This is a genomic window from Paenibacillus sp. JSM ZJ436, assembly GCF_044383795.1.
Classification (GTDB): Bacteria; Bacillota; Bacilli; order Paenibacillales; family Paenibacillaceae; genus Paenibacillus_AQ; species Paenibacillus_AQ algicola.
Map to the genome: position 1 here is coordinate 51,673 of NZ_JBISEO010000016.1, position 26,499 is coordinate 78,171.

At 47.8% G+C, this 26,499-nt stretch carries 22 protein-coding genes; all 22 read right to left on the bottom strand.

What is annotated here, in order from left to right:
* Window positions 1–15: 15 nt before the first annotated feature.
* The gene (gene argH, locus ACH6EH_RS16725) at window positions 16–1,419 is read right to left on the bottom strand and encodes an argininosuccinate lyase (RefSeq protein ID WP_208203908.1); all 1,404 of its coding nucleotides are present in this window, start codon (window positions 1,417–1,419) and stop codon (window positions 16–18) included.
* A gap of 153 nt (window positions 1,420–1,572) precedes the next feature.
* Window positions 1,573–2,805, bottom strand: a complete 1,233-nt coding sequence (locus ACH6EH_RS16730) for an argininosuccinate synthase (RefSeq protein WP_397333172.1) — start codon at window positions 2,803–2,805, stop codon at window positions 1,573–1,575.
* 78 nt (window positions 2,806–2,883) lie between these two features.
* On the bottom strand, window positions 2,884–3,843 hold the full coding sequence (gene argF / locus ACH6EH_RS16735) for an ornithine carbamoyltransferase (protein ID WP_138227239.1): 960 nt from the start codon (window positions 3,841–3,843) through the stop codon (window positions 2,884–2,886).
* Between the two features lie 72 nt (window positions 3,844–3,915).
* Window positions 3,916–5,142 carry an acetylornithine transaminase gene (locus ACH6EH_RS16740; protein WP_397333173.1) on the bottom strand — a complete coding sequence of 409 codons (1,227 nt, stop codon included), beginning with the start codon at window positions 5,140–5,142 and terminating at the stop codon, window positions 3,916–3,918.
* Window positions 5,143–5,172: 30 nt separating this feature from the next.
* Window positions 5,173–6,000: an acetylglutamate kinase gene (argB, locus tag ACH6EH_RS16745; RefSeq protein WP_208203910.1), complete on the bottom strand. Its 828-nt coding sequence runs from the start codon at window positions 5,998–6,000 to the stop codon at window positions 5,173–5,175.
* 62 nt (window positions 6,001–6,062) lie between these two features.
* Window positions 6,063–7,289 (bottom strand): bifunctional glutamate N-acetyltransferase/amino-acid acetyltransferase ArgJ, encoded by a 1,227-nt coding sequence (argJ, locus tag ACH6EH_RS16750; RefSeq protein ID WP_138227242.1) that lies wholly within the window; start codon window positions 7,287–7,289, stop codon window positions 6,063–6,065.
* Between the two features lie 15 nt (window positions 7,290–7,304).
* The gene (gene argC, locus ACH6EH_RS16755; protein ID WP_397333174.1) at window positions 7,305–8,357 is read right to left on the bottom strand and encodes an N-acetyl-gamma-glutamyl-phosphate reductase; all 1,053 of its coding nucleotides are present in this window, start codon (window positions 8,355–8,357) and stop codon (window positions 7,305–7,307) included.
* Between the two features lie 340 nt (window positions 8,358–8,697).
* Window positions 8,698–10,161: a methyl-accepting chemotaxis protein gene (locus ACH6EH_RS16760; protein WP_138227244.1), complete on the bottom strand. Its 1,464-nt coding sequence runs from the start codon at window positions 10,159–10,161 to the stop codon at window positions 8,698–8,700.
* Between the two features lie 274 nt (window positions 10,162–10,435).
* Window positions 10,436–11,320, bottom strand: coding sequence for a YitT family protein (locus ACH6EH_RS16765; protein ID WP_138227245.1), 885 nt, complete (start codon window positions 11,318–11,320; stop codon window positions 10,436–10,438).
* An 18-nt stretch (window positions 11,321–11,338) separates the two neighbouring features.
* Window positions 11,339–12,452 (bottom strand): peptide chain release factor 2 gene (gene prfB / locus ACH6EH_RS16770; protein ID WP_233281264.1). Its coding sequence is split into 2 segments (ribosomal slippage): window positions 11,339–12,379 and window positions 12,381–12,452, totalling 1,113 coding nucleotides; the frame shifts between segments, so codons are not numbered across the junction.
* Between the two features lie 216 nt (window positions 12,453–12,668).
* The gene (secA, locus tag ACH6EH_RS16775; RefSeq protein ID WP_397333175.1) at window positions 12,669–15,176 is read right to left on the bottom strand and encodes a preprotein translocase subunit SecA; all 2,508 of its coding nucleotides are present in this window, start codon (window positions 15,174–15,176) and stop codon (window positions 12,669–12,671) included.
* Window positions 15,177–15,625: 449 nt separating this feature from the next.
* Window positions 15,626–16,192: a ribosome hibernation-promoting factor, HPF/YfiA family gene (gene hpf, locus ACH6EH_RS16780; RefSeq protein WP_397333176.1), complete on the bottom strand. Its 567-nt coding sequence runs from the start codon at window positions 16,190–16,192 to the stop codon at window positions 15,626–15,628.
* Window positions 16,193–16,379: 187 nt separating this feature from the next.
* The gene (locus ACH6EH_RS16785) at window positions 16,380–16,577 is read right to left on the bottom strand and encodes a cold shock domain-containing protein (protein ID WP_138227249.1); all 198 of its coding nucleotides are present in this window, start codon (window positions 16,575–16,577) and stop codon (window positions 16,380–16,382) included.
* 187 nt (window positions 16,578–16,764) lie between these two features.
* Window positions 16,765–17,178: a hypothetical protein gene (locus ACH6EH_RS16790; protein ID WP_397333177.1), complete on the bottom strand. Its 414-nt coding sequence runs from the start codon at window positions 17,176–17,178 to the stop codon at window positions 16,765–16,767.
* 44 nt (window positions 17,179–17,222) lie between these two features.
* Complete coding sequence (locus ACH6EH_RS16795; RefSeq protein ID WP_397333178.1) at window positions 17,223–17,948, bottom strand: hypothetical protein; 726 nt, start codon at window positions 17,946–17,948, stop codon at window positions 17,223–17,225.
* Window positions 17,949–18,059: 111 nt separating this feature from the next.
* A complete protein-coding gene (locus tag ACH6EH_RS16800) occupies window positions 18,060–18,836 on the bottom strand; it encodes a hypothetical protein (protein WP_397333179.1) in 777 nt (258 codons plus the stop codon).
* Between the two features lie 48 nt (window positions 18,837–18,884).
* Complete coding sequence (locus ACH6EH_RS16805; RefSeq protein ID WP_397333180.1) at window positions 18,885–19,910, bottom strand: GDP-mannose 4,6-dehydratase; 1,026 nt, start codon at window positions 19,908–19,910, stop codon at window positions 18,885–18,887.
* Window positions 19,891–21,261 carry a UDP-glucose dehydrogenase family protein gene (locus ACH6EH_RS16810; protein WP_397333181.1) on the bottom strand — a complete coding sequence of 457 codons (1,371 nt, stop codon included), beginning with the start codon at window positions 21,259–21,261 and terminating at the stop codon, window positions 19,891–19,893. Before ACH6EH_RS16810 ends, ACH6EH_RS16805 begins: the two co-directional genes overlap by 20 nt.
* 182 nt (window positions 21,262–21,443) lie before the next feature.
* Window positions 21,444–22,793: an oligosaccharide flippase family protein gene (locus tag ACH6EH_RS16815; RefSeq protein WP_397333182.1), complete on the bottom strand. Its 1,350-nt coding sequence runs from the start codon at window positions 22,791–22,793 to the stop codon at window positions 21,444–21,446.
* Window positions 22,790–23,569 (bottom strand): O-antigen ligase family protein, encoded by a 780-nt coding sequence (locus ACH6EH_RS16820; RefSeq protein ID WP_397333183.1) that lies wholly within the window; start codon window positions 23,567–23,569, stop codon window positions 22,790–22,792. Before ACH6EH_RS16820 ends, ACH6EH_RS16815 begins: the two co-directional genes overlap by 4 nt.
* A 484-nt stretch (window positions 23,570–24,053) precedes the next feature.
* A complete protein-coding gene (locus ACH6EH_RS16825; RefSeq protein WP_397333184.1) occupies window positions 24,054–25,205 on the bottom strand; it encodes a glycosyltransferase family 2 protein in 1,152 nt (383 codons plus the stop codon).
* Window positions 25,206–25,260: 55 nt separating this feature from the next.
* Entirely contained in the window at window positions 25,261–26,247 is a 987-nt protein-coding gene (locus tag ACH6EH_RS16830) for a glycosyltransferase family 2 protein (RefSeq protein ID WP_397333185.1), read from the bottom strand.
* Between the last annotated feature and the right edge of the window lie 252 nt (window positions 26,248–26,499).

The following is a 26,499-nucleotide window of genomic DNA, read 5'->3' on the forward strand; positions in this document are numbered from 1 at the left end:
TCGTTATCCGAACTATCAGGAATGCTGCTCAATCCACTCGGCAGCTTTTGCAAGAGTCGCCTCGGCTCGGCCGATCGCGGCCTCAACCTGTACCGATGCGGTCCCTCCGTACACGTTCCGCGCATCCACCACCGTCTCCGGCTGAAGCACCTCGTAAATGCTGTCATCAAACAGCGGCGAGAACTGCTGGAACTCTTCCAGCTTCAGGTCCAGCAGGAACTTGTCGTTCTGAATGCAGTACAGCACCGTTTTGCCGATAACCTCATGCGCCTGGCGGAAAGGCAGACCTTTGCCAACCAGGAAGTCAGCAATGTCGGTCGCGTTGGAGAAGTCGGTGTTGACGGCTTCGCGCATGCGGCCCTTGTTCACCTTCATGGTCGCAATCATCGGAGCGAACAGCTGCAGCGCTCCCTCCAGCGTAGCCACGGTATCAAACATGCCTTCTTTGTCCTCCTGCATATCCTTGTTGTACGCAAGAGGCAGGGATTTCAGCACCGTAAGCAGCCCCATCAGGTTGCCGTAGACCCGGCCGGTCTTGCCCCGCACCAATTCAGGCACGTCCGGGTTCTTCTTCTGCGGCATGATGCTGCTGCCGGTACAAAACGCATCATCCAGCTCCACGAAGTTAAACTCCGTGCTGCTCCACAGCACCAGCTCCTCGCTGAGACGGGATAAATGCATCATAATCATGGAGGCGCCGGACAGGAATTCCAGAATGAAATCCCGGTCACTAACGGCATCCAGGCTGTTCTCATACACCCCGTCAAACCCGAGCTGCTCGGCTACAAAGTGGCGGTCAATCGGGAACGTCGTGCCTGCCAGCGCTCCTGCGCCCAGCGGAAGAATATTAATCCGCTTGTAGCTGTCGATCAGGCGGTCGATATCACGCTGGAACATGGATACGTAAGCCATCAGATGATGGGCGAACAAGATGGGCTGCGCCCGCTGAAGATGAGTATAGCCTGGAATGATCGTATCGAGATTGCTCTTGGCCTGTCCAATCAGCGCCGTTTGCAGCTCGTACAGCATCCCTGTCAAAGCAACGACCCGGTTGCGCAAGTACAAATGCATGTCGGTCGCCACCTGGTCATTCCGGCTGCGTCCCGTATGCAGCTTCCCGCCGACGGCTCCTACCTCCTGGATCAGGTTCTTCTCAATATTCATGTGAATGTCCTCATCCGACACCGAGAACTCCACTTCACCCTTGCGGATCTTCTCCAGCACCTTGTTCAGGCCTGCCTTAATACTTTCTACATCCTCTTGCGGCACAATCCCGCATCGGCCGAGCATGGTGACATGAGCCAGACTGCCCTGAATGTCCTCCTCCGCCAGCTGCTGATCAAACCCGATGGATGCGGTATACTGCTCCACCAGGGCATTCGTCTGCTTCGTAAAACGGCCTCCCCATAACTTGCTCACACTGCTGCCCCTCTCTCGTTAAGGCAGAGGGCCGTCTCCAGCGCCCGCCTTCTCCTCTCAGGCCAGCCTGAGAAAAGAAGAGGTTCTTGCTTGAAACGGCCTTCGCCTGGTTTTGGTTATATTGCTGCTGCCGGTCACGCCGGATGGCAGGCTTTAGTTGTTCTGGCTAACGCCGGATGCGACCTTCAAGCGCAGTGCGTTCAAGCGGATAAAGCCAGTCGCATCGCCTTGGTCATAGGCCTGTGTCGGATCGGCTTCCATGGTAGCGATATCCGGGTTGTACAGGCTTACCGGGCTCTTGACGCCCGCAGAAATCACATTGCCTTTATACAGCTTCACGCGCACGGTGCCGCTGACATTCTTCTGACTCTCCGTCACCAGCGCCTGCAGTGCTTCACGCTCCGGTGCGAACCAGAAGCCATTGTACACCAGGGTGCTGTAGCGGGTAATCAGGCTGTCGCGCAGGTTCATGACCTCACGGTCCATCGTGATAGACTCGATCTTGCGGTGAGCCGTGAACAGAATGCTGCCGCCCGGAGTCTCGTAGACGCCGCGGCTCTTCATGCCTACAAAGCGGTTCTCTACCATGTCTACGCGGCCAATGCCATGCTTGCCGCCGAGCTCGTTCAGCTTCTCCATCACCTGCAGCGGGTTCATGGATTCTCCGTTGAGCGCTACGCAGTTACCTTTTTCAAACTCCAGCTCCAGATATTCCGCTTGATCCGGCGCATCCTCCGGCGACACGCTGAGCAGGTACATATCCTTGCTCTCGTCCGCGCTGGCGTCGAACCAAGGATCCTCCAGCACGCCACTTTCGTAGCTGATATGCAGCAGATTGCGGTCCATCGAATACGATTTCGCTGCGGATGCCGTTACCGGAATGCCATGCTCCTCCGCATAAGCGATCATCTCGGCGCGGCCCGGGAACTGATTGCGGAACTCCTCCAGACGCCAAGGTGCAATCACCTCGATATCCGGTGCCAGTCCGGCCACACCCAGCTCAAAGCGCACCTGGTCATTGCCTTTGCCGGTAGCGCCATGGGCAATAGCAGTTGCGCCTTCAGCGCGCGCAATATCCACCATCCGCTTCGCGATCAGCGGACGGGCAATGCTTGTGCCCAGCAGGTATTGTCCTTCATAGAGAGCCCCGGACTGAAACATCGGATAGATGAAATCCTGAGCAAATTCTTCGCGCAGATCGTCGATGTACACTTTAGAAGCTCCCGTAGCGAGCGCTTTTTCCTCCAGGCCGTCGAGCTCTTCCTTTTGCCCGATGTCTGCCGTAAAGGCGATAATTTCTGCATCATAGGTTTCTTTCAGCCATTTCAAAATAATGGAGGTATCCAGCCCGCCGGAGTAGGCGAGCACAATTTTAGGTTTTGCCATGAATTTAACGTCCTCTCTTGCCGGGCGCAGATGTTATGCCTGTCATACCCGGATTTCTATAGGTTGGTTTCGCGGGAATCAATCCGCCATCAGCGCGGCCATCAATGCTTTTTGTGCATGCAGACGGTTCTCCGCCTGGTCAAAAATCACCGAGTTGCCGCCGTCAATTACGCCCTCGCTGACCTCTTCGCCGCGGTGCGCCGGCAGGCAGTGCAGGAACAGATAGTCCGGCTTCGCCGCCTTGACCAGCTCCTCATTCACCTGATAGTCGGCAAAAGCCGCCTCACGCTGCTTCTGCTCCTCTTCAAAGCCCATGCTGGCCCAAACATCCGTATAGATGACATCCGCATCCTGCGCCGCTTCCAGGGGATGATGAGTGATCGTAATTTGTCCTCCGGTTTCCTGCGCGATGCTCTTGCTCAGTTCCACAATACGCTCATCCGGCGCATACCCTTCAGGGCTCGCCACAGCGACATGCATGCCCATCTTGGCACCGCCGATCAGCAGCGAGTGGGCCATGTTGTTGCCATCGCCGATATACGTCATTTTGAGACCGGCGAGCTTGCCCTTGTGCTCCAGAATCGTCTGCAGATCTGCCAGCACCTGACAAGGGTGAGCGGCATCGCTCAAGCCGTTGATGACCGGAATGGAGGCGTAGCGCGCCAGATTGACCACATTGTCATGACCGAAGGTCCGGATCATGATGCCGTCCAGATAACGGGACATCACCTGCGCCGTATCGCTGATCGGCTCACCGCGTCCCAGCTGGATGTCATTCTTGCTGAGGAACAAAGCGTGTCCGCCCAGCTGGAACATGCCGGCTTCAAACGAAACCCGTGTCCGTGTGGACGATTTCTCAAAAATCAATCCGATCGTCTTTCCCTTCAGCGGCTCAAACACTTCACCGTTCTTCTGCTTGCGCTTCAGCTCGATGGCGAAATCCAGTAAATACTGAATTTCCTCCGGGGTATAGTCGTCGAGCTCGATCATATCGCGCCCTTTTAACGTCATGGGCTGTACCTGTCCGTTCACGCTCATGCAGCTGCCTCCTTCTCTGCTTCCTTTAGCTTTATAGTCTATTGTAACATGACATGCCCCAGGCTGCCCCTGTTACAAGGATTTTACCGCGGTGTGCTCTTGAATCAGCTCTGCTAAGAGGCTGACCGCCTGATCGATCTCTTCCTTGCTTACAAGCAGATTAGGCAGCAGGCGGATCACATTCGGTCCTGCCGTTACGAACAGCAGGCCCCGGCGCTGACCTTCCAGCACAATCTCTCCTACTGCGTCCGCACATTCAATCCCGATCAGCAGCCCCTTGCCGCGAATATCTTTAACAAAAGAGTGTCCGCCCAGCTCCTCATGAAGCCGCGCTACGAGATATTGTCCGCTTTCAGCTGCGCGCTGCGGCACGTTCTCCTCCACCATCGTCTCGAGGGTAGCCTGCACCACCGCCATGGACATCGGCGTTCCGCCGAAGGTTGAGCCGTGGCTGCCGGCAGCAAAAGCTTCACGCAAATATCCTTTGCCCAGCATGGCACCGACCGGGAAGCCCGAGCCCAGGCCCTTGGCCGAGGTAAAAATATCAGGCTGCAGCCCGTAATGCTCATGCGCGAACAGCTTGCCCGTACGCCCCATGCCCGTCTGCACCTCATCGACGATGAGCAGCAGGCCGTGCTTCTGGCAAAGCTCCTGAATGGCTTTAACGAAAGCCGGATCAACCGGATACACGCCGCCCTCCGCCTGAACCATCTCGATCATGATGGCGGCAGTGGAGGAGGTGATGGCGCTCTCGAGCGCTTTTACATCATGCAAAGGAACCGTCTTGAAGCCGGCTGGCAGCGGAAGGAAGCCTTCCTTCACCTTGTCCTGTCCGGTTGCGGTCAGGGTGGCGAGGGTTCTGCCATGGAAGGACTGGGTAAAGGTGATGATCTCGAAACGCCCGTTGCCCAGCACCTTTTGATGATACCGGCGTGCCAGCTTGATGGCCGCTTCGTTCGCCTCAGCTCCGCTGTTGCAGAAGAACACCGCGTCTGCACAGGTATGCTGCGTCAGCAGCGCTGCCGCCTTCTCCTGTCCCGGAATGTGGAACAGGTTCGACACATGCCACAGCTCATCGAGCTGAGCCTTCAGCTTCTCCTTCACCTGCTTCGGAGCATGGCCGAGGTTCGTGACCGCCAGGCCGCACATAAAGTCGAGATATTTATTCCCTTGATCATCCCACAGCCAGCTTCCTTCACCCTTGACCAGGCTGATCGGGTATCTTGCATACGTCGGAAAAAGCGGGCTTAATCCCGCCTCTCCTTGCTGTGCTGCTTGTGGCTGCTGTTCCTTGGCCATGCTTGTCACGCTCCTTATCCCATCTTGGTTTTATTTAGGCTGAACGATACGCGTACCGATCTCTTCGCCGGACAATACCCGGCTCAAAATTCCCGGCACACTGCCGTCCACAATGACGACCTCTTGAACCTGACCGTGAATGCAGCTGACCGCTGCCTTCACCTTCGGAATCATGCCGCCGTATATTTCGCCAGATGCAATCATCTCATCAATCTCCTGAACCGTAACCGCCGGGAGTACGGCCTTGCCGCTGCCGCTGTCCTTCATGATTCCTGGGACATCCGTCACGACAATCATTCGGGCTGCTCCGAGAAAAGAGGCGACGGCCCCTGCGGCTGTGTCGGCGTTAATGTTATACCGCTGTCCGGACTCATCCACCCCGATCGGGGCAATGACCGGCATATAGCCCAGGTCCAGAATGCCGGAGATGATGTTGGACCGGACCTCGGTAACCTCACCGACAAATCCGACCTCCGCGCTGTTGTCTACCGGCCTTGCCTGAATGAGGCCGCCGTCCGAGCCTGACAGTCCCAGCGCCCTGCCGCCTGCCGCCTGTATGCGCCGCACAATCTGCTTGTTAATGCTGCCGGCCAGCACCATTTCAACCACGTCCAGAACGTCCTCCGTCGTTCTGCGCAGTCCGTTGACGAACTCTGTCTCAATGCCGAGCCGCTCCAGGTTCCCCGAGATGGCAGGACCCCCGCCATGCACGATGACCGGCTGGTTCCCCTGCTCCTGCAGCAACCTTAAGTCCTCAAAAAAATTGTCCGGAAGCGCAGCCAGCGTACTGCCGCCGCACTTCATGACAAAGCTTGCCGGCTGGCGCTGCGGGGCCCCGCTTCCTGTAATGCTATCCATGTGCTGTCCTCCCTTGCCTGTGATGCAGGTGAATGGTCATAAATTCTGATGTTTATGGTGGATTAGGTGCGGTAAGCCGCGTTAATTCGTACATAATCATAAGTCAAATCGCAGCCCCAGGCGACGGCTGAGCCACTGCCGGTATGCAGATGGACATCAATGTGAATGGTATCGCCCTGCAAATAAGCAAGGGCGGCCTCTTCGTCAAAAGGAAGCGGCCTGGACTGCTCCAGCACGGCAATCGGGCCGATGGCAATGTCCACCGTCTCCGGATTGACCGGACGTCCGGCCCGGCCGACTGCCGCAATAATGCGTCCCCAGTTGGCATCGGCGCCGAACATGGCGGATTTCACCAGACTGGAGCCGATGATCGTCTTCGCAATGGCCTGGGCGTCGCTGTCGCATTCCGCGCCGGCAACACGCACCTCGATCAGGCGGTTTGCTCCTTCACCGTCTCGGGCGATGGCTTTCGCCAGCACCTGACAGACGTAGCCGAAGCCCGCCGCGAAAGCTTCCCAATCCGGGTGCTCCGGCGTCAACGTGTCGTTGTCCGCAAGGCCGCTCGCCATGGCAACCAGCATGTCGTTCGTGCTTGTATCTCCATCGACGGTAATCATATTAAAGGTCAGATCCGTGGTGCTTCGCAGCAGCTGCTGCAGCGCATCGGGCGAAATTGTGGCATCGGTCGTCATGAAGCCCAGCATGGTGGCCATGTTGGGATGAATCATACCCGATCCCTTCGCGGCACCGGCAATCGTTACGGTCTTTCCGCCGACCTGAACAGCGACGCAGGCTTCTTTTTTGACCAGATCCGTTGTCAGAATCGCCTGGCTGAACGCCTCTGCGCCCTCGGCCGCAGGATGGATCTGTTCCGGCAGGGCTGCGATGCCGCTCTCGACACGATCCATTTTGAGCAGCTCTCCGATGACTCCGGTCGAGGCTACAGCGACATCCTCCTCCGCCAGATCAAACCGGGCTGCCGTCAAAGCGCGCATGCGGTATGCATCCTCTTCCCCCTGCTTGCCTGTGCAGGCGTTGGCATTCCCGCTGTTTACAATTACTGCGCGCAGACTTCCATTCACAAGGCTTTCCCGCGTTACCTTCAGCGGTGCCGCCTGAAAGGCATTCGTCGTATACACTGCCGCCGATACGGCCGGCACATCGCAGAGCACCAGCCCCAGATCGTTGCGCTCGGTTTTTTTCAATCCGCAATGCAGGCCGCCAGCCCGAAACCCTTGTGGCGTAACTATGCTTCCGTCCTCAACTACCGTGTACAGCTTCTCTCCCATATGCGCGCCTCTGCCTTACGGATACACCGGTGTAAACGCAAGACCGAGGCTTTCCTCCCATCCCATCATCAGATTCAGGTTCTGGATCGCCTGGCCTGCCGCGCCCTTCACCACATTATCAATTACCGATATGACTGTGACTCTTCCGGTTCTTTCATCCACTGCAAAGCCGATATCGCAAAAATTGGAGCCGCTCACTTCCTTCGTCGAAGGCCAAATGCCCTGACTGCGAACACGGACGAACGGGCGGTCCTTGTAGTACTCCCGGTACAGCTGTATAAAATCCTCTTCCGAGTAATGACCCAGCAGCGGTGCGTACATCGTGCTCATGATGCCCCTCGTCATCGGGACCAGATGGGTGGTGAACGTCACCGTTACCTCCTGTCCGGATTCCTGGGAGAGTACCTGCTCGATCTCCGGAATATGCTGATGCTTATTCACCTTATACGCCTTGAAGTTCTCGTTGATTTCCGCATAATGGGTCGTCAGGCTCGTGCCGCGGCCCGCACCCGACACTCCCGACTTGGCATCAATAATGATGCCGGAGTGATCAATCCAGCCTGCCTTCAGCGCCGGGATCAGGCCCAGCAGCGTGGCGGTAGGGTAGCAGCCGGGGTTTGAGATGAAATCCACCTCCCGCACCTGCTCGCCATAAATTTCGCAAAGACCGTAGACCGCTGATGCAAGCACGTCAGCATCGGGAGCGTCATGCTTATACCACTTTTCGTATGCTGCGCCGTCTTTGAGCCGGAAGTCGCCGGACAGGTCGACCACCTTAAGGCCCGCCTCCAGCAGCTGAGGCACCAGCTTTGCGCTGACCCCTGACGGCGTAGCTGTAAACACCAGGTCCGCCCTCTCTGCAATCTCTGCCGGGTCTACACCGTCCAGGTTGCGCTTGATTATATTCGTCAAATGCGGAAAGCCGTCCGAGATCGGCACCCCGGAACTGGACGAGGAGATCACCGAGGTGATCTCCACGTTCGGATGGTGCTGAAGAAGCCGGATCAGCTCCACGCCCCCGTATCCGGTTGAACCGACAATTGCGACTCTGATATGCTGCTCTGCCATCTTGAATTCATCCTCTCCCGTTGACACCTGTATCGTACAGCGGCTTGCTGACACGAAGGTGCCTATACTTTATCCGTCTCATAAATATGTATTATTATACGACTGTATTCATATTAATACAACCGGGAAGTTGCTGGCATGATGCTCCACCTGCGTACATCTCTGCCTCGCATTCGTGAATGAATCCCCCAGCCATTATGTTCCATTATAGACCCTATTCGCCCTGAGATTAAAGAGGTTCTCTAAAATTCGCTCTCCCGGCAGCAGAATTTCTGCCTCACCTTGGACTCCATAAAAAAAGCAGCGCAGAGGGCCTCCCTCCACGCTGCTTCGGCGATGCTTACTTGATCATTTCTTGAGCCTGCTGTGCGGCCTGGCTCATGCCTTCTGCGATCGTCTCGCTGTCCTGGGTGAGCGTCTCGATCGAGGCACTCATCTGCTCCAGGCTGGCTGAGGTCTCTTCAATAATGGAGGCCAGCTCTCCGGTCGCAGATTCAATCTCGGCCGACTGCCCCATCACTTGCCGGGATAACTCGGTGAAATGAACCAGATTCTCGTCCAGATGAGCCAGCGTCCGGGACGCTTTATCGAGATAGGCAGACACCTCCTGAGAGGCCTCCAGATTCCGGGCAATATTCCGGCCGCTGTCGTTCATTCGCTCCATCGTATTAGCACTGCCTTGATTGAGCCTCATCAGGTTGACGGTAATTTGCTCCGTCGTCCGGGAGGTCAGCTCTGACAGCTTGCGGATTTCTCCCGCCACCACAGCGAAGCCGCTTCCTGCATCCCCTGCTCTCGCGGCCTCGATAGAAGCGTTCAAGGCCAGCAGCTGGGTCTGCTGGGTAATGTTACGGATGGAGTCGGTTAATTCATTCGTTTCATCCAGTACATTCGCCACATCCTCAAACGAGGTGTTCATCTCTTGGATGTTAAGGTTCAGGCGGCTCAGGTCTGAGGCCAGCTGGTCCATTTTGCTTCGGCCTTCCTTCGCTTCTTCATTAATCTCAGCCGACTCGCTTTTCAGCTGAATCGAGGTATCCCATAGACTCTGCATTCCCTGCTTCGTTTCAGCCGCGTGCTGGGCAATATCGGAAATTTGCTGCGACTGACTCTGGCCGCCCCGGGACATTTCATCGACCGCAGACGCCATCTCGCGCTGGGCTGTCTTGTGCTGCTGAATCCGCTCATTCATTCCCTGAATGCTCACCGTAATCTTCGTTACGGCATTCTCCAGCTCACTCTTCTCCCTTGAACGCGCTGCCGCCTCTTCAGACGTACGGGCAAGCAGCTCTGATATTTGCTTGAACTGGCCGTCCGAGATACGAATGATGACGATCATCATCATGCCCATCAGGAGATACAACAAGATCGCGAAGGTGTACAGCTGCACGATGCCTTCCTCTGACGATAAGACAGAATTCATAACCATATTGATCAAGCCCGCTATAAATCCGGTCAGAAACCATTTCAGCCGAAGCTGCATCGCCGAGAATACCAATAAGAAATAAATGATCAGAATGACGGCGATTGAGGAGCCATCCATCCAGTTTCCGATTGCCGTGAAGATGTACGCCAGAATAATAGCGGTGAGCGGAAAGGCGTACGGTTTCTTCAGCGCATAACTGCATATCAAATAAGACAGCACGATGCAAGCTAGTGCAACACCATAGACAACGGCCAAGCGTCTGCCTCCAGACAGCAGGTACAAGGAGGTTACCGCAATCAGTGTGATCCCCATGGCAATCACCATCATTCTGTTCTTACTAGATGTATCCTTTAGCTTCATTTGCTCTATGACATCCATCTTGACTGACTCCCTCTTTCTCTTTTGTAAACTTAAATGTGTATTAACTTTATATATCGACAGTGCTTGCAGAAATGAATAGGGGAATCTACAAAAATATTCCGCCTCTTCCGCACCCTATCTCCTTTTGAAGATGAAGTTATGTAAGCGCTTATACTTATGGAATGCTAAAAAAGCTTTCCCCCTCGCCCAGCGGCACCACGTCCGCAGGCAGGGAGAAAGCGGTGAAATGCCGGGCTGGGCCTTGGCGCCAGCCTCTATGCATTCCCGAAATTTACTTCATCTTGAATCCTTCGCCCAGCACCTCATGCGCGTTGCTGATAATGACAAACGCTTGCGGATCAACCGCTTGAACGACGGTCTTCAGCCTTGGAATTTCATTCTGTCCTACAACGACCATCAGCACCGTGCGATGCTCTCCTGTATATCCGCCCTCGGCGGTCAGCTTGGTCAAGCCGCGGTCCAGATCCTCCAGAATGGCTCGTGTGATGGAGTCGGTGTGGTCGGAGATGATATAAGCCACTTTGGTGAAGTTAAAGCCCATCTCCACCGTGTCGATGACCTTTCCGGTCACATAAAGTCCGATCAGGGCATACAGCGCCTGCTCCAGAGACAGCACCCAGGCCGCGGATAGAATGACGATGCCGTCCAGCAGCACGACACTGAAGGAGAAGCTAAGCCCCGTATACTTCTGCACGAGCTGAGCAAGAATTGTCAGTCCGCCGGTGGAGCCCCGGCCCCGATAGACGAGTCCCAGGCCGATTCCGACCCCGATCCCGCCGTAGATCGCTGCCAGCAGCGGATTTCCCGTAGGCGCCGCCCAGTCCTGCGTCAGGTAGACGAACAGAGGCAGAATGATGCTGCCCAGCAGGGAACGCAGGCCATACTCCCGACCCAGCAGCAAAAAGCCGAGCAGGAACAGCGGAATATTCATGCCCCACTGCGTATACGCCGGCTGTATCCCCAGCCATTCCTGCGCCAGGATAGACAGCCCTGCTACCCCACCCGATGCAATGCCGTTCGGCAGGAAAAACAAATTGAACGACAGGGCCATCATCAATGACCCTGCCGTCATAAAAATCAGGTCCGCCGCCCGGCGAACCGGTCCGTTCACCGGAATCCACGGCTCTCGCCGGCGGCGGCGGTGAGAAGATGACATCAGAGATTGTTCGCTCCTTTACTTCACGTCCTGCTTGATCTGACTGCGTAGATACCCGTCAATAAACAGATTCAGATCGCCGTCCATGACCGCGCCTACATTGCCCGTCTCTACCTGGGTGCGATGATCCTTAACCATGCTGTACGGATGGAAGACATAAGAACGGATCTGGCTGCCCCACGCAATATCCGACTGCTCGCCGCGGATCTCAGCCAGATGCTGCTGCTGCTCTTCAATCTTGCGCTCATACAGCTTGGAGCGAAGCATCGTCATCGCCCGCTCGCGGTTCTTGATCTGGGAGCGCTCGTTCTGACAGGTGACGACTACACCCGTCGGAAGGTGCGTAATCCTTACGGCCGAGTCTGTCGTGTTAATATGCTGTCCACCAGCGCCGCTCGCGCGGTACGTATCAATCTTGAGATCCTCGGTGCGAATCTCCACTTCCACATCGTCCGTAATCTCCGGAACCACGTCACAGGAGACAAAGGATGTATGGCGACGGCCCGAGGAGTCGAACGGCGAGATTCGGACGAGACGGTGCACGCCTTTTTCCGCCTTCAAGTAGCCGTAAGCATTGAAGCCCTTGATCAGCAGCGTCACACTCTTGATGCCCGCTTCATCCCCAGGCAGATAGTCCAGCGTCTCCACCTTAAAGCCGCTCTTCTCCGCCCAGCGGGTGTACATGCGAAGCAGCATCTGGCCCCAGTCCTGTGACTCTGTACCGCCGGCGCCGGGATGCAGCTCCAGAATCGCGTTCATTTTGTCATAAGGCTGGTTCAACAGCAGCTGCAGCTCGAACTCTTCCAGGCGCTTGACAAGCTCCTCTACGGACTGCCCCAGCTCGCCGACAAGCTCATCGTCGCCCTCTTCGTCAGCCAGCTCGATCATGACGACCATGTCGTCGTAATCCTGCTGCAGCTTCTCGTATTTATCGACCGAGGATTTCACCGCATTCATCTCCGCGATAATTCCCTGCGCCTTCTCATTATCGTCCCAGAAATCGGGCGCGGCCATTTTCTCTTCAAAGTTCTCAATCAATTCCTGCTTGAGATCTAAGTCAAAGAGACCCCCTAAGGTTGGTAAGTTTCTTGCTGATTTCGCGAAGGTCTTGCTTGATGCTTGGATCGATCATCATATCTCGTCCTTTCTTGGTTAGCACTTCTCTCTATTATACCCTGACCGCCAGGAAAAACGTTCCTCAGACGCTATACATCACGGTGCACATAAACTCCCTCAAGCAGCGGGCAGGAACAGCACCGGACCTAACGGTCAGAGTGATGCTCCATAGCTCGTACTCAAGGGAGTTCGGGAAAAGGACTGCACTCACGGCAGCCCGATATTTATACAATTATGCGTTCAGCCCATGGCAGTTCTTATACTTCTTGCCGCTGCCGCATGGACAAGGCTCATTCCGCCCTGCTTCGTCCTTAACTTGTACCGGACGCTTCTGGGCAGTCTCGCCGTTCGTGGACACCTGGCTCTCCTCCACAACCGCTTGACGCTCCTGATTGGACTGGATCTGTGCCTTCATAATGTAGGTAGAAACCTCTTCCTGGATCGTAGCAATCATGGTGTTGAACATTTCAAAACCTTCGAACTGGTATTCGCGAAGCGGATCTGTACCGCCATAGGCGCGAAGATGAATACCTTGACGCAACTGGTCCATTGCATCAATATGGTCCATCCACTTGCTGTCCACTGCCCGCAGCACGATGACCTTCTCGAACTCACGGACAAGCTCGGTACCGATGGATTCCTCACGCTCGGCATATTTCTTCATCACACGCTCGAAGAGATATTCGGAAATCTCGTTCATTTCCTTGCCCCACAGCTCGTCCCGGGTTACGGCGCCTTCTTCCAGCAGCTTGCTGTTAACGTATTCCGCAACCTCCTCCAGCTCCCAGTTCTCTGGAATGTCATCCGCACAGTGTGCCTCAACGACCCGGTCGATCACCGGCTTGATCATGTCCAGCACGATCTGCTTAATGTCTCCGGACTCCAGAATTTCACGGCGCTGCTTGTAGATAATCTCGCGCTGCTGGTTCATCACATCATCATACTGCAGAACGACCTTCCGCAGGTCAAAGTTATTGCCCTCAACGCGCTTCTGCGCGGACTCGACCGCCCGGGTAATCATGCGGCTCTCAATCGGCTGATCTTCCTCAAAACCGAGACGCTCCATCATATTCAGCACGTTATCCGTACCGAAGCGCTTCATAAGCTCGTCGCCCAGCGACAGGTAGAACTGGGTGGAGCCGGGATCGCCTTGACGTCCGGCACGACCGCGAAGCTGATTATCAATCCGGCGGGATTCATGGCGCTCGGTGCCGATAATGTGCAGACCGCCAATATCCTGTACGCCTTCACCCAGCAGGATGTCCGTACCGCGGCCCGCCATGTTGGTGGCAATCGTCACCGCTCCCGGCTGTCCCGCACGGGAGATAATCTCTGCTTCCTCCGCATGGTATTTCGCGTTCAGCACCTTATGCTTGACACCTTTGCGCTTCAGCATGTCTGACAGGCGCTCGGAGTTCTCGATGGATACCGTGCCGACAAGGATCGGCTGATTGTTCTTGTGGCGCTCCACAATCTCTTCCACAACCGCCTTGAACTTGCCGTCTACACTCTTGTAGACCACATCCGGCTTGTCCACGCGCTGGTTCGGACGATTCGTCGGCACCTGCAGCACTTCCAGGCCATAGATTTTCTTGAATTCCTCTTCCTCTGTCTTCGCCGTACCGGTCATGCCGGCCAGCTTGCGGTACATCCGGAAGTAGTTCTGGAACGTAATCGTAGCGAGCGTCATGCTTTCGTTCTGGACCTCGATGCCTTCCTTCGCCTCGATCGCCTGGTGCAGCCCGTCGCTGTAGCGGCGGCCGGCCATCAGGCGGCCTGTGAACTCATCGACGATCACGACTTCATCTTCTGTCACGACATAATCTACATCGCGGCGCATAATGACGTTAGCTTTCAGCGCTTGTACAATATGATGATTCAACGTCACATGGTTGTGATCGTACAGGTTATCAATGCCGAAGGCGCGCTCCGCCTTGGCGACCCCTTTTTCGGTGAGGGATACAGCCTTGACCTTGATATCGACCGTGAAGTCCTCTTCTGCCTCCAGGCGTTTAACGAAACGGTCTGCGGCATAATAGAGCTCTGTCGATTTCTGGGCCTGTCCAGAGATGATGAGCGGCGTCCGGGCTTCATCGACGAGAATGGAGTCCACCTCATCAATGATGCAGAAATGAAGAGGACGCTGGACCATCTGTTCCTTATACAGGACCATGTTGTCGCGCAGGTAATCGAAGCCGAACTCATTGTTCGTGCCGTACGTAATGTCGCAGGCATACGCCTCCTGCTTCTGGGTATGCTCCATCCCGCTCAAGTTGACTCCAACCGTCATGCCCAGGTAGTTGTAAATCTGCGCCATCTCTTCGCTGTCCCGTGTTGCCAGATAATCGTTGACGGTAACCACGTGAACACCTTTGCCACTCAGCGCGTTCAAATAGACCGGAAGGGTGCCGACCAGCGTCTTGCCCTCACCCGTCTTCATCTCGGCAATGCGGCCTTCGTGAAGAGCCATGCCTCCGAGAAGCTGAACATTATAATGGCGTTTGCCCAGGGTTCGTCTGGACGCTTCGCGCACGGTCGCAAAGGCTTCCGGCAGCAGCTCGTCCAGTGCAGCTCCCTTCTCCAGGCGCTCGCGAAACTCTACCGTCTTGGCCTGCAGCTGCTCGTCCGAGAGTGCCTGAAACTCAGGCTCCATATTATTAATCACATCGACTGTTTTCATCAGACGCTTGACATCACGCTCGTTGGTGTCGCCGAAGATCTTCTTGACAAGTCCTAGCATGGTTTACCCCTTTCGTGCAAAACGAATATAATCAAACCGATTTCATACTCACGATCAAAGGGCTGTCTGGATGAAATCGATCAGTTGAAGCTCAATATCCTCAATAAATAGTGATAATCCTGCCATTCAGGGACCAGCCCTCTTCCGCAGGATAAACGTTATATGAATTGTAACAGTTTGTAAGAGATGCCGCAACACAAAGAGAGACTTCCGGGCTCACATTAAAGAGCCCTGCCGCGATCCAGCGGCAGGGCTCCCCTTACATTTACGTTGCATGTTTCATCATTGTCCTGTACCGAGCAGCGCACCATCCTGGATGGTTTAACCGGTCGTCACGAAAATGAGCCTTTTCAGGTAAGATCAAGGTCATTCAGCGCAAGATTCGGTCCTGCGTTACACCTGCCAGAGGATCTCATCATAAGAATCCCGCTTCCTGCAAGCGCTGACCGCTAGTCCCGCTCAATGAGGCCGTACTTACCGTCATCCCGCTTGTACACGACATTCACTTGCTGTGAATCAATATTAGTAAAGACAAAGAAATCATGGCCAATCATGTTCATCTGCAAGATCGCTTCCTCCACGTCCATCGGCTTCATCGTAAACCGCTTGGTACGCACCACTTCCAGATCATCATCATCGGTTTCTTCCGGCTGATCCAGCGCAACCACACCGGCCGCCGAGCCATTCTCCACGAAGAGCGTCTTCAGACTGCCCTCTTGGCGGAACTTGCGGTTCAGCTTGGTCTTGTGCTTGCGGATCTGACGTTCCAGCTTGTCCACAACCGCGTCAATGGAAGCATACATATCGTCGCTTCGGTCCTCTGCACGGAGCATTACGCCCGGCAAGGGAATGGTCACCTCCACGGTGTGCAATCCCCGGATCACGTTCAACGTGACATAACCTTCCGAGGTGGGGGGTGCATCGAAATACTTTTCGAGTCTGCTGAGCTTCTTGTCAACATAGTCCTTCAAGGCGTCGGTCACTTCAATTTGTTGTCCTCGAATACTGAATTGCATAGGGCACTCCTCCTTTGCTCCTTCATTATAGCACTTTGTTATGGGGATGTAAAAAGAAGCTTTTTGTCACCTTCATAGTCACCATAAGTCCATAAAAAAGACCCCGGATCCTCCAGGGTCTTCTCGCTACGAATCTTTAATTGTTAACCATCGAACCATTATATGTAGGTCGGCCAAGCCGGGATGATTATAATTTGATTACGTTAGCTGCTTGCGGTCCACGCGCGCCTTCAACGATTTCAAACTCCACGTCTTGTCCTTCTTCGAGGGTCTTGAAACCTTCGGTTTGGATTGCGGAGAAATGTACGAATACGTCGCCGCCTTCTTCTGTCTCAATGAAGCCATAACCCTTCTCAGCGTTGAACCATTTAACTTTACCTTGCATGCACTAACATTCCCTTCATCATCAAATAAAGTGTGGCACCCTGTCCACATTTTCGACTATACCACCGGGTCACTTGCGTTGTCAACGCAGCGGCAATTCGGGCAGGAATCGAAAATGAAAAGGCTGTCATGGAGTTTTTACCCGTGGCGTGTTGTTTTGAAACAATAAATTAAAACATCATTAAGGTTTACATTACAAAATGCTGATTCAACTCCATATAAGGGTTTGCTGCACTATCTTTCAACTCCCTAATGGTATCACCTACAATAATTTTAACTTCTTCTGAAGAAATGGAACTATATATCTGCTTCAGGAAAGCATAAGTGTCTGTTAAACCGAGATTAGCAACAATAAAGGTGATAACTTCCGCTTTCTCTACTGAATGTGGATCCCATATCTGAATGAGCCACTCATCAATAGACTGGCGAATCTGCTCATCCAATAGCTCGAACGTATACCACTGCCTGCAAGTCAGTTCTTTCAAATGATACAAAGCACGTTCAATAGACATCGAGCCCTCATTTAAATAATTTAAAAATTGAACAAAATATAATCTCAACACTTTATTTTCCATGCGTTCAGGTAAGTCTGTATATTCCACTATGATCCCTCCATAGCTCATAAAACCTGGTTCCAGCTTGACATTTACCGCAGCTTTCTACATATTCGATACACATTACCTAATGATAGACGGCCTGTAGGGCTGCGATTAGGAATTTCAATCGAATTCAGAAACAATGGCGAGTCGGTAGCTTGAATGGTAACATCTCGATGGCGCTCATGTTCTAAGTAGTCCGCTAACGCATAAGCAAGCTCTCGAGGCATTTTTCGAGTGCCATACGAAATCCCCTTTATCCACAAAGTGGTCACAGAAGATTCTCTAAGCAAATTGGGATCTGCAGGATTAACATCTTCAATATTTAAAGAGATCAACTGCGGAACCTTTATTTCCATAGTATGAATCATTATAAGAATCGTTTTATCCCTCAGTGGACGAATGCCCCTATTCCCCATGAATTTTCTCGATTCAGTCCACACCTGGGTCTCCGATAATATTGATTCAGGGTGCTGCTCTACATTCTTTCGCTCCAGAGTCCATAAATAAAACTTCATAACTGCCGCCCGGTACTCCTCTAGTTGCCGGTACTGAAGGTTCCCTTTGCGGAGGATCCTTCGACTCATATAATCAATCCAGCGTTCAATGACAATGGGATCTATCACCGTACACCAAGTGCTCAACATAAAATCAAGAAAGCGCTGAATTCTCATTCTTTCCAGCTGCTTGGACTTTCCCCACAGCTTAGAAGGAAGCACTTCAGCTATATATTCATCCAATAGAAGAGTCAAATTCTCTTGCTGCTGAATCATCATAATTTTCCTCATTTATTTCATATAGTAATACTTGTTGATTGATTGTGTAGCTGCAATTCTACTTCTGTCTTGTAGAACAAGTCACGTTAGTGATCATAGACTATATAATAGTTATGGGCCTGAGATTTGTATCACTTTATTCATTAATTCTGATTTTTTAGAGGAAATAGCCTCCTTGTACTTATTCTCCGCTGTTGCTGCAAGGCTGATATCTAAACCGTTTGCCTGTAAATCCTGTTTCATGAGATTCAATTGACTGTAGAAGGCTCCGTCCACCTTATCCTGCAGCTTATTGGCCGCACTCGTATACGTAGAAGAGATATCTGCCAAGGAACGCCCAGACTTGTAGTCTTTAATAGCATTTGCTGCCAACGTGTCGAGTCTCGACAGTGCGATATCTTCAAGTTTATTAAAAACGGCTGTATACTTGTTCTCGATCTTCTCCTTAGGGTCTAATACCGGTTCAGGCATTGTGTTCTCGGTCTGTCCTGTTTGACCCGGTTGATCTTTGGAGTCAGGCTGCTCATTAACTGGCGAAGATGAATTTCCTCCCTCCAGAGGTGATGCTTCGCTGCTAGCCGGTGATTCCTCTTCTGTAGCTGGATCGTCGTCCTGCTCAGGACTAACGGCCCCTTGTCCGCCCCCTTTAGCACTTTCAGGCTGATGATCTGCTTCTAACCCGGGATCCATCTCCAGATCAAATTCAGAGAAATCGAAGAAATCTTGCTCGACTCCGATATCCTCCGCCTGAACGTCACGATGGGTAATATGATGGACAGCAGCCCATCCACCACCACCTACAACAAGAAGGACAATGAGAGTTATCCATAAGGCTTTTCTAGATTTCTTTTTTCTACGTCTACGCTTTCTTATTTGCACTTCATTCATCGCAGTACCTCTCAGATCTTTGTATTCAGACTCTACGTCTATGAAAAATCACTTCACCTTATAATAATCGACATACCAGTTGGAAAACTTTAGCAACCCTTCTTCAATTGAAGTCTTTGGCTTGAAATCTATCGCTTTTTGCAGTAAATCCGTTGAGGCATAAGTAGCGGGTACATCACCGGGCTGAATAGGCCTGAATTGTTTTTCGAACTGCACTTCTCTGCCCAATGCATGACTTAGCGCTTTCTCTAGCGTGACTATGAATACCATTAACTTCTCCGGATTATTGTTGCCGATGTTGTATACCTTGTGCTGAATGTCTCCATCAGGCGGGTTACTCAATAATCTATCAATTCCTTCAATGATATCATCTATATAAGTAAAGTCCCGATAAAGGTCCTGCTCAAAGTCACCGTTATTAAAAATCTGGATAGGTTCTCCGGCAAAATATTTGTTGACAAAGCCGAAGTACGCCATGTCAGGCCTTCCCATGGGACCATATACAGTAAAGAATCGAAGTCCTGTTGCAGGAATATTATACAGATGACTGTAGGTATGAGCCATTAGTTCATTCGACTTCTTAGTAGAAGCATACAGAGAAACCGGATGATCAACAGAATCTGATTCTTCAAAAGGAACTTTCTTATTTGCTCCATATACAGAACTCGATGAGGCATATACCAAATGATCAACCGGGTAATGTCTACAAGCCTCTAAAATGTTATAGAAGCCAATGATATTACTTTGGATATAAACATCTGGGTTTTCGATAGAATATCTCACACCCGCTTGAGCAGCAAGATTGATAACAATATGCGGTTTATGCACTTCAAAGGTTTTCGTGATCAGCTCTTTATCAGCGATATCCCCCTTGATGAAACTAAAATCCTCATGTTTCTCCAGTTGATTCAGTCGATGATGTTTCAGGTTAACATCGTAATAGTCGTTAATATTATCAATACCTATAACTCGGCATCCTTGCTGTAATAAGGTTTTACTGAGATGATACCCGATAAAACCAACTGATCCCGTGACGAGATAAGTTTTGCGAGGATCAAGACTTTTCAAGTTCAATTTTTCTCGCCTCCCTTACGTCTGTTCGGGATGCGGGCTTTCTCCCAATAGAATGATACTCAATTCCTGCAGCCTGCATCGCTTCAACAGGATAGATATTTCTACCATCGTACAATAGTGGTGTTCTCATTAGCTTCTTGTAGGCCTCAGGAGATACAGCTTTCACCTCTGCCCATTCAGTAAAGATAAAGCAGACGTTGGCATCATCTAATGCCTGTTCAACCTCGTGGACATAAGTGATGCTTCCTTTTCCAATCTTCCCCTCAGGATATATGGTTTTAAAATTTTCCGCCCCGACAGGATCATAGGCGTAGATATCTGCGCCCTGCTCCAGCAATAGAGGGATATTCTTCAGCGATGCGGCTTCTCTTAAATCATCGGTTCCAGGTTTAAATGTTAGGCCGAGTACAGCTACCTTGAGACCATTAAATGTAATGAGTCTTTTGCTAGCCTTCTTGTATAGCAAGGTCTTCTGTTCTGCATTTACGTCGATAGCAGCCTTTACCGTTTTAAGTTCATATCCGTGCTGTTTAGCCATATAATCCAATGCCTTCGTATCCTTAGGGAAACAGGAACCTCCAAATCCAACACCGGCATTAAGGAACTTGTTACCGATCCGCTCGTCAAAGCTCATTCCCTTGGCTACATCTTGGATATCAGCTCCGACTAACTCACACAGATTTGCAATATCGTTCATATATGAAATTTTCAAAGCAAGAAAATCATTAGAGGCGTATTTAATCATCTCGGCTGATCTTCGATTAACAGATACGATCGGAATATGAAAGGGTTCATAGATCTGTGTTAGCAGATTTTCAGCCCATTGACTTTCCGTTCCGATAATAATGCGATCTGCATATAACGTATCGCGAACTGCGGATCCTTGAGATAAAAATTCAGGATTAGAGGCTACTTCCACATTCAGATCATTAACCAAGAAATCTTGAATGAACTGCTCCACTTTATCATTAGTTCCCACCGGAACCGTCGATTTGACCACAACCAAGCAATCTTGTTCGACTGATTCAGCAATTTGTCTTGCGACTGTCGCTATATAGGATAAATTAGCGGACCCATCAGGCTGCTCTGGAGTACCCACACCGATGAAGATGGCATCTGCATTCTTATATGCGGTTTGATAGTCGGTAGTATAGTTAATTCTTCCCGCAGCATAGTTTTTCTGCATTAATTCTTCCAGACCGGTTTCAAAGATCGGAGATATGCCTTGTTTCATTTTCTCAACTTTATGTTCGTCGATATCCACGCAAGTGACTTGATGGCCTACTTCGGCAAAGCATACGCCTGCTACCAAGCCGACGTAGCCTGTTCCTGCTACTGCTATATTGTGCATATTTTCGCCTACCTTTTACTTTTTGTTGATACTCACTTAATTTTTTTGATTTAATGTGTCTTCAAACAACACACCCTACTAACCACTGGAGTACCAATATATTTTACAGTAACCAGGCAACATTCGGTTCTAATGTAGTAATTCATAGATGTTGACTTAAAAATGTTGAAGCCCAGCCCATGTTATAAAGTATCAATAATGCCTAATGACAGTAATATACTTCTTCCCAATGCATATGCTAGGAGTATTAACACAAATTGCATTGTTAGTGGCTTCAAATACTTATGTATTTTCACATTAGTTATTCTAAAGATAAAACAAAAATACACAACTTGAACTATACTAAAACAGATACCTAAGCTTAATACACTGATATAGATATTGTTAAATACCTCTACCCCAAGCCACATACCAAGATAAATTCCAACCAACTGAAAAATACCAGAAATCATAAGATAGTTTTGTTTATCTATAACAATAGCTATACCATTAACGGACATTGATAAAAACAAGAAAAAGCCATAGAGTGTCATTACTCTTAACAAATTTGCGGAAACAATAAAATCATCTCCAAACAGTAAGATCATTCCTATATCCCCAACGCATAGCATCGATATTATAGGTATGAGAGATAATTTCATGGATTTTTTTAAACATCGCAAAGTGAATTCTCCTACTTGATCACCTTTTCTTTTGATCTCGGATGCTTTCTGGAAAAACACCTTTCCTAATGAATTTGCTAGAAATGTAATTGGCATACCTAAAACCCTCATTGCAATGGTATAGTACCCTAGAATTGTAGCATTAAAAAAAATATTGATTAGTAATGTTGGAAATTGACCTTTCAACTGCAATAGTATATTAGAGGGCATTTGATAGATAATAAATCGATTATGTCTTTTAAAAACTTCTTGATATATATTAAATCTAATACTAATATCTTCTTTCGGTAAATATCTCCTCATATGCATCAAAGTTATTATTTGTCCCATTACCATTGCTAGATAGTAGCCATATTCATAAAAACCTAGTATCCCTAAAGTTAATGCAATTATTGTTACCGCTAAATTATTAATTATCGGGTTTTTCATTAACAAATCGTATTGCTTTCTTCTATTCAACCATGTATAACAAATCTGAATCTGCTGTGTCGTAAAAATAAGTAAAGTAAGCATAATAGCTGCAAATAATGAATTTAAGCCGAAATCCCAAGATAACATTTCAGTGTATACGCTTAATCCAATAATTATGCTCAGTATTAAGCTAATTGTAGTTACAACTTTATATATCTTTTCAGCTGCTTCTTCGCTATCCTCCATCATAATTGCGTTAGTTAAACCCAAATCCGAAATAGATCTTACTATAATTGCTATTGACATAAATAACGCCCAGTTACCAATAACAACTGGGCCATACATTCTTGTGAAGAGTGGTAAAGTAATAATAGAGATAATCTGCCCCAAAACAGTTCCAGTAGATATTTTCCCTACATTTTTAATACTCTCTGATAGGGAAGACAATTTAAGCTTCACTTAAAGCGCACCTCATCACTTATGTTCTCCGTGTTATTATCTATGCTTATTTTACAGAGACAAGCAAGGATAGATAGTATAGTCATGTAAGGTAGACTTAAATAACTGACGACAGCAAAATCATTAGCCAGCAAGGATATAATCAATGCAATCCCAAAGGCAAACATTACATTTCCTAGTTTTTTAAAGCGAATATATAATTTTTTAAAAATTAATATAACTATGCCATAGTATATAATAAATCCGATGATACCTGAAGATGCCAGCAACTCCAAATAATTGTTATGCGCGTATAGTCGAATATTAATCATATTATCAGCATAATCTCGGAATGCTCCAAATCCGTACCCAAAAATAGGGTACGTCATAAAGGATTCTATTGCACTTTTTATCAATAACATTCTTATATTGAATGAATTATCACTTTCTCCTGTTCCTAGTACACCAGCAATAAACCCTTCCATGCGTCTTCCTACAGTAGATGCGAAATATTCATTGTACATAAGTAACGAATAACCAATTAAAATTAAAGCAATTGATAATATTACCTTTAAAATACCGCCAATTAATCTCCTTCTATTTATTGAAATTATGAATACATAAGCAAACCAAAAGATTATTGGAATAAAAATTGCCTTACGGATCGCTGTTGTAATGCATATTAAAAACAAAAATGTAATAATAAATCCATAAATGATTCTGTTTTTTTTATTGATCTGTTTGTAATATAACCAGGTTGCTATAGAAATACTAATCATTAGATAATAAGTAAACATAGTGTGCTTACTCCCAAACAACTCCATCCCTACCCTGGTATATTTGTTAAACCCATTTAAGTCACCTACGAGTGTATACAATGAAAGTGTTAACGTGCTAGCCAAGAATAATTTCAGAATTCTAACTGTTCTGTCATAAGATTGAAACGGGTTATCTAGTATATGCCATGACAATACAAAACAAAATAAATAATATGGAACAATCTCAATTAATATAGTATAGGTAGAAGTGAGATCTCTTGTAATAAATGTACTAAATAAACCATAAAATATTAGTAATATATAACCGTTATTAAAGTAAGTAATAGCCAAAGTTATTTTGTTTCTTATAAGCGGTATCAATCCGAAGAATGAAATGCCTAAAATTAAAATTTGAAAGAAAAATTTATCAATTAAGGCATATTGAAACGGTATAATAAGTACACCTAAATAGATAATGCTAAAATTAGATATTATATCCTTTACAGTTCGCATAATATTTTCCTTATTCATCAAAATTAATTTTATCTAGAATTGGGATCATATATAAAGAATCAGAATCAGAGTATTCGACAGACCGTTCATCCATAAATGATAATCCATTAGAATTATCCAAGTGATTGATGTAATCTTTATATTGTATACTACCGTTAAAATAATTGCCTTCGGTTGCAATATTTCTATATTTTTTAAAGTCACTGGGTAAAAACTTGTAGTGTAGAATTGCTGAATAGCATTTTGTATTTTTATTCTTTTTATAAGGAAATAGGTAGTGTGACTTTCCTTGAATATCACCTTCTACAAAGTAACATAAGGGATACTTGGTCAACCACGGCCTCTGATTAAATATTCGACTTCTAGGTCCACCTGTAATCAAGTCTATAATATCTCTATTTTCATGTTTATAACTATTTAAATCAAAGTACTTACATTTTTCCAAATAGTCACCTTCTTGATTTTCAGAGTAAAATGAATCACTACCATACATATCTATCATTACTGCTCTCATTCTATCAATAGAATGTTTCTCGCAATAATTTATAAGATATTCTATATTTTTCGATTCCATTTTGTGAAAAGCAAAAAGCTCATCCGAATCTAATATTAGATACCATCTTTTAAATCCGTAGTAAGCAATAATTTTATTTACCCATGCTTCTCTTCGATTAGTAGTGTATTTGTCTTGTACCAAAAACAAATCTACATCATTCTGATCTTTTAACCATTCTACTGTCCCATCACTAGAACCGTTGTCTAATATTGCAAAATGCTTGACTCCTATTCTTCTATGATGTTTAACTAAGTTTTTTATCTTTAGCAGATCATTTTTCACGACACATACTAGTATAACTTTCACATTTTCTTTTTCTAAATTTGATAATTTTAATACACTGATACTATCTTTGAAAAATTCAAACGCAACTTCACTTTCTTCCGGTTGAGCTTTAATAAATTTCTTAAATGATTTATACCATGTTTCCGATCCATCCTTTATTTTTAAACCAACGTTTTGTTCTTCAAAAATCGAAAATTCATTTCTTAGATTAACTTTAAGCAAATTTAGCTTTATAGGATTCTTCAAGCCTAATTGTTCTCTTATAAATAATCTTATTCCCAGTGGAAATTTATTTATAATGTTTTTTAATGTTTTCATCATACAACTCCTGCAGCGTTAGAAGAATATGTAACTGTATTTTATAACAAAGTATCAACTAATTAAAAAGACGAATTATACCAATACTCAATTTGACCCCGAAAATCTTGGAAACAATATAAAACATTTTATGTTTAACCTGCGATGTGTATTTGAATATAGCAATATTTAAGTCCAAATTTTCAACTATTATCTTTTTATCGATTTCATCAAATAAGTGATACATGCTGATTGAAGAATAAAGCGAGTTTACAAGCCTTCTAAACATAATGACTTTCGAATTGCTGTTAAGACTGTTGAAATTTTGGTCACTTATATTGTCCTTAACTATATCGATTACATCTAATACTCGTTTAACGTTAGGCTTTGAAGTAATAGAACCAGAACGATCAATTCTATGCGCATACCAATAGTGCTCAACACAAAAAAATTGCTCAGCATACAAAAACAATTTCATTGTCCAATCTACATCTTCGTGAAGATATCCTTTTTTAAATTCCAGATCATACTCTTCTACAAAACTTTTATTTACTATGTACCTTTGTGCAGGCCATGTATTTCTCGAATGTTTAAATATATAATCTACAATAACATTCTTAGAACAGTTGTTGATTTCTTGCATAGATATATTTTCATCCATGTATTTTACTGAACCATCATAATAGACTTGAATAAAACGTGTTATAAGAATATCTGTTACAAGTTTGGCTTCTTTTCGTATAGTTAATTCCTTATAGAATAATTTCAATGAACTATTTGTGATATAATCGTCGCTATCAACGAAAATTAGATATTCTCCTGTTGCTTTTTTCATACCGGCATTTCTAGCATCTGAAAGTCCACCATTTTCTTTATCAATTAATCTAACCCTTTCAGGATAGCACTGAGCATATTCAATGCAAATTGCTTTTGATCCATCTGTTGATCCATCATTAACCAAGATTATTTCAAAATCGCTAAAGTCTTGTATCAAGATGCTCTCAATGCACTCTCTTAGATATCCTTCAACATTATAAACGGGAATAATAATACTGAAAAATGCCATCTTCAACCCTCTCTATCTTCTATCATTAAATAGTGACTTCTTCATATAAATTTAAATATCGTTCCGAAACACCTAGCCAGTTAAACTTCTCACACAATCTAATGCAATTAGAAGATATATTATAACAGGCTTGTTGATTAACCAATATATGTAATTAACTCAGCCTGAAAAAACACGACATTAAACGTTGTATTCGAATCAGCCACTCTGCGGACAAGTCGTTCAAGAGCAGCAAGCGAGCGAACCGAACGA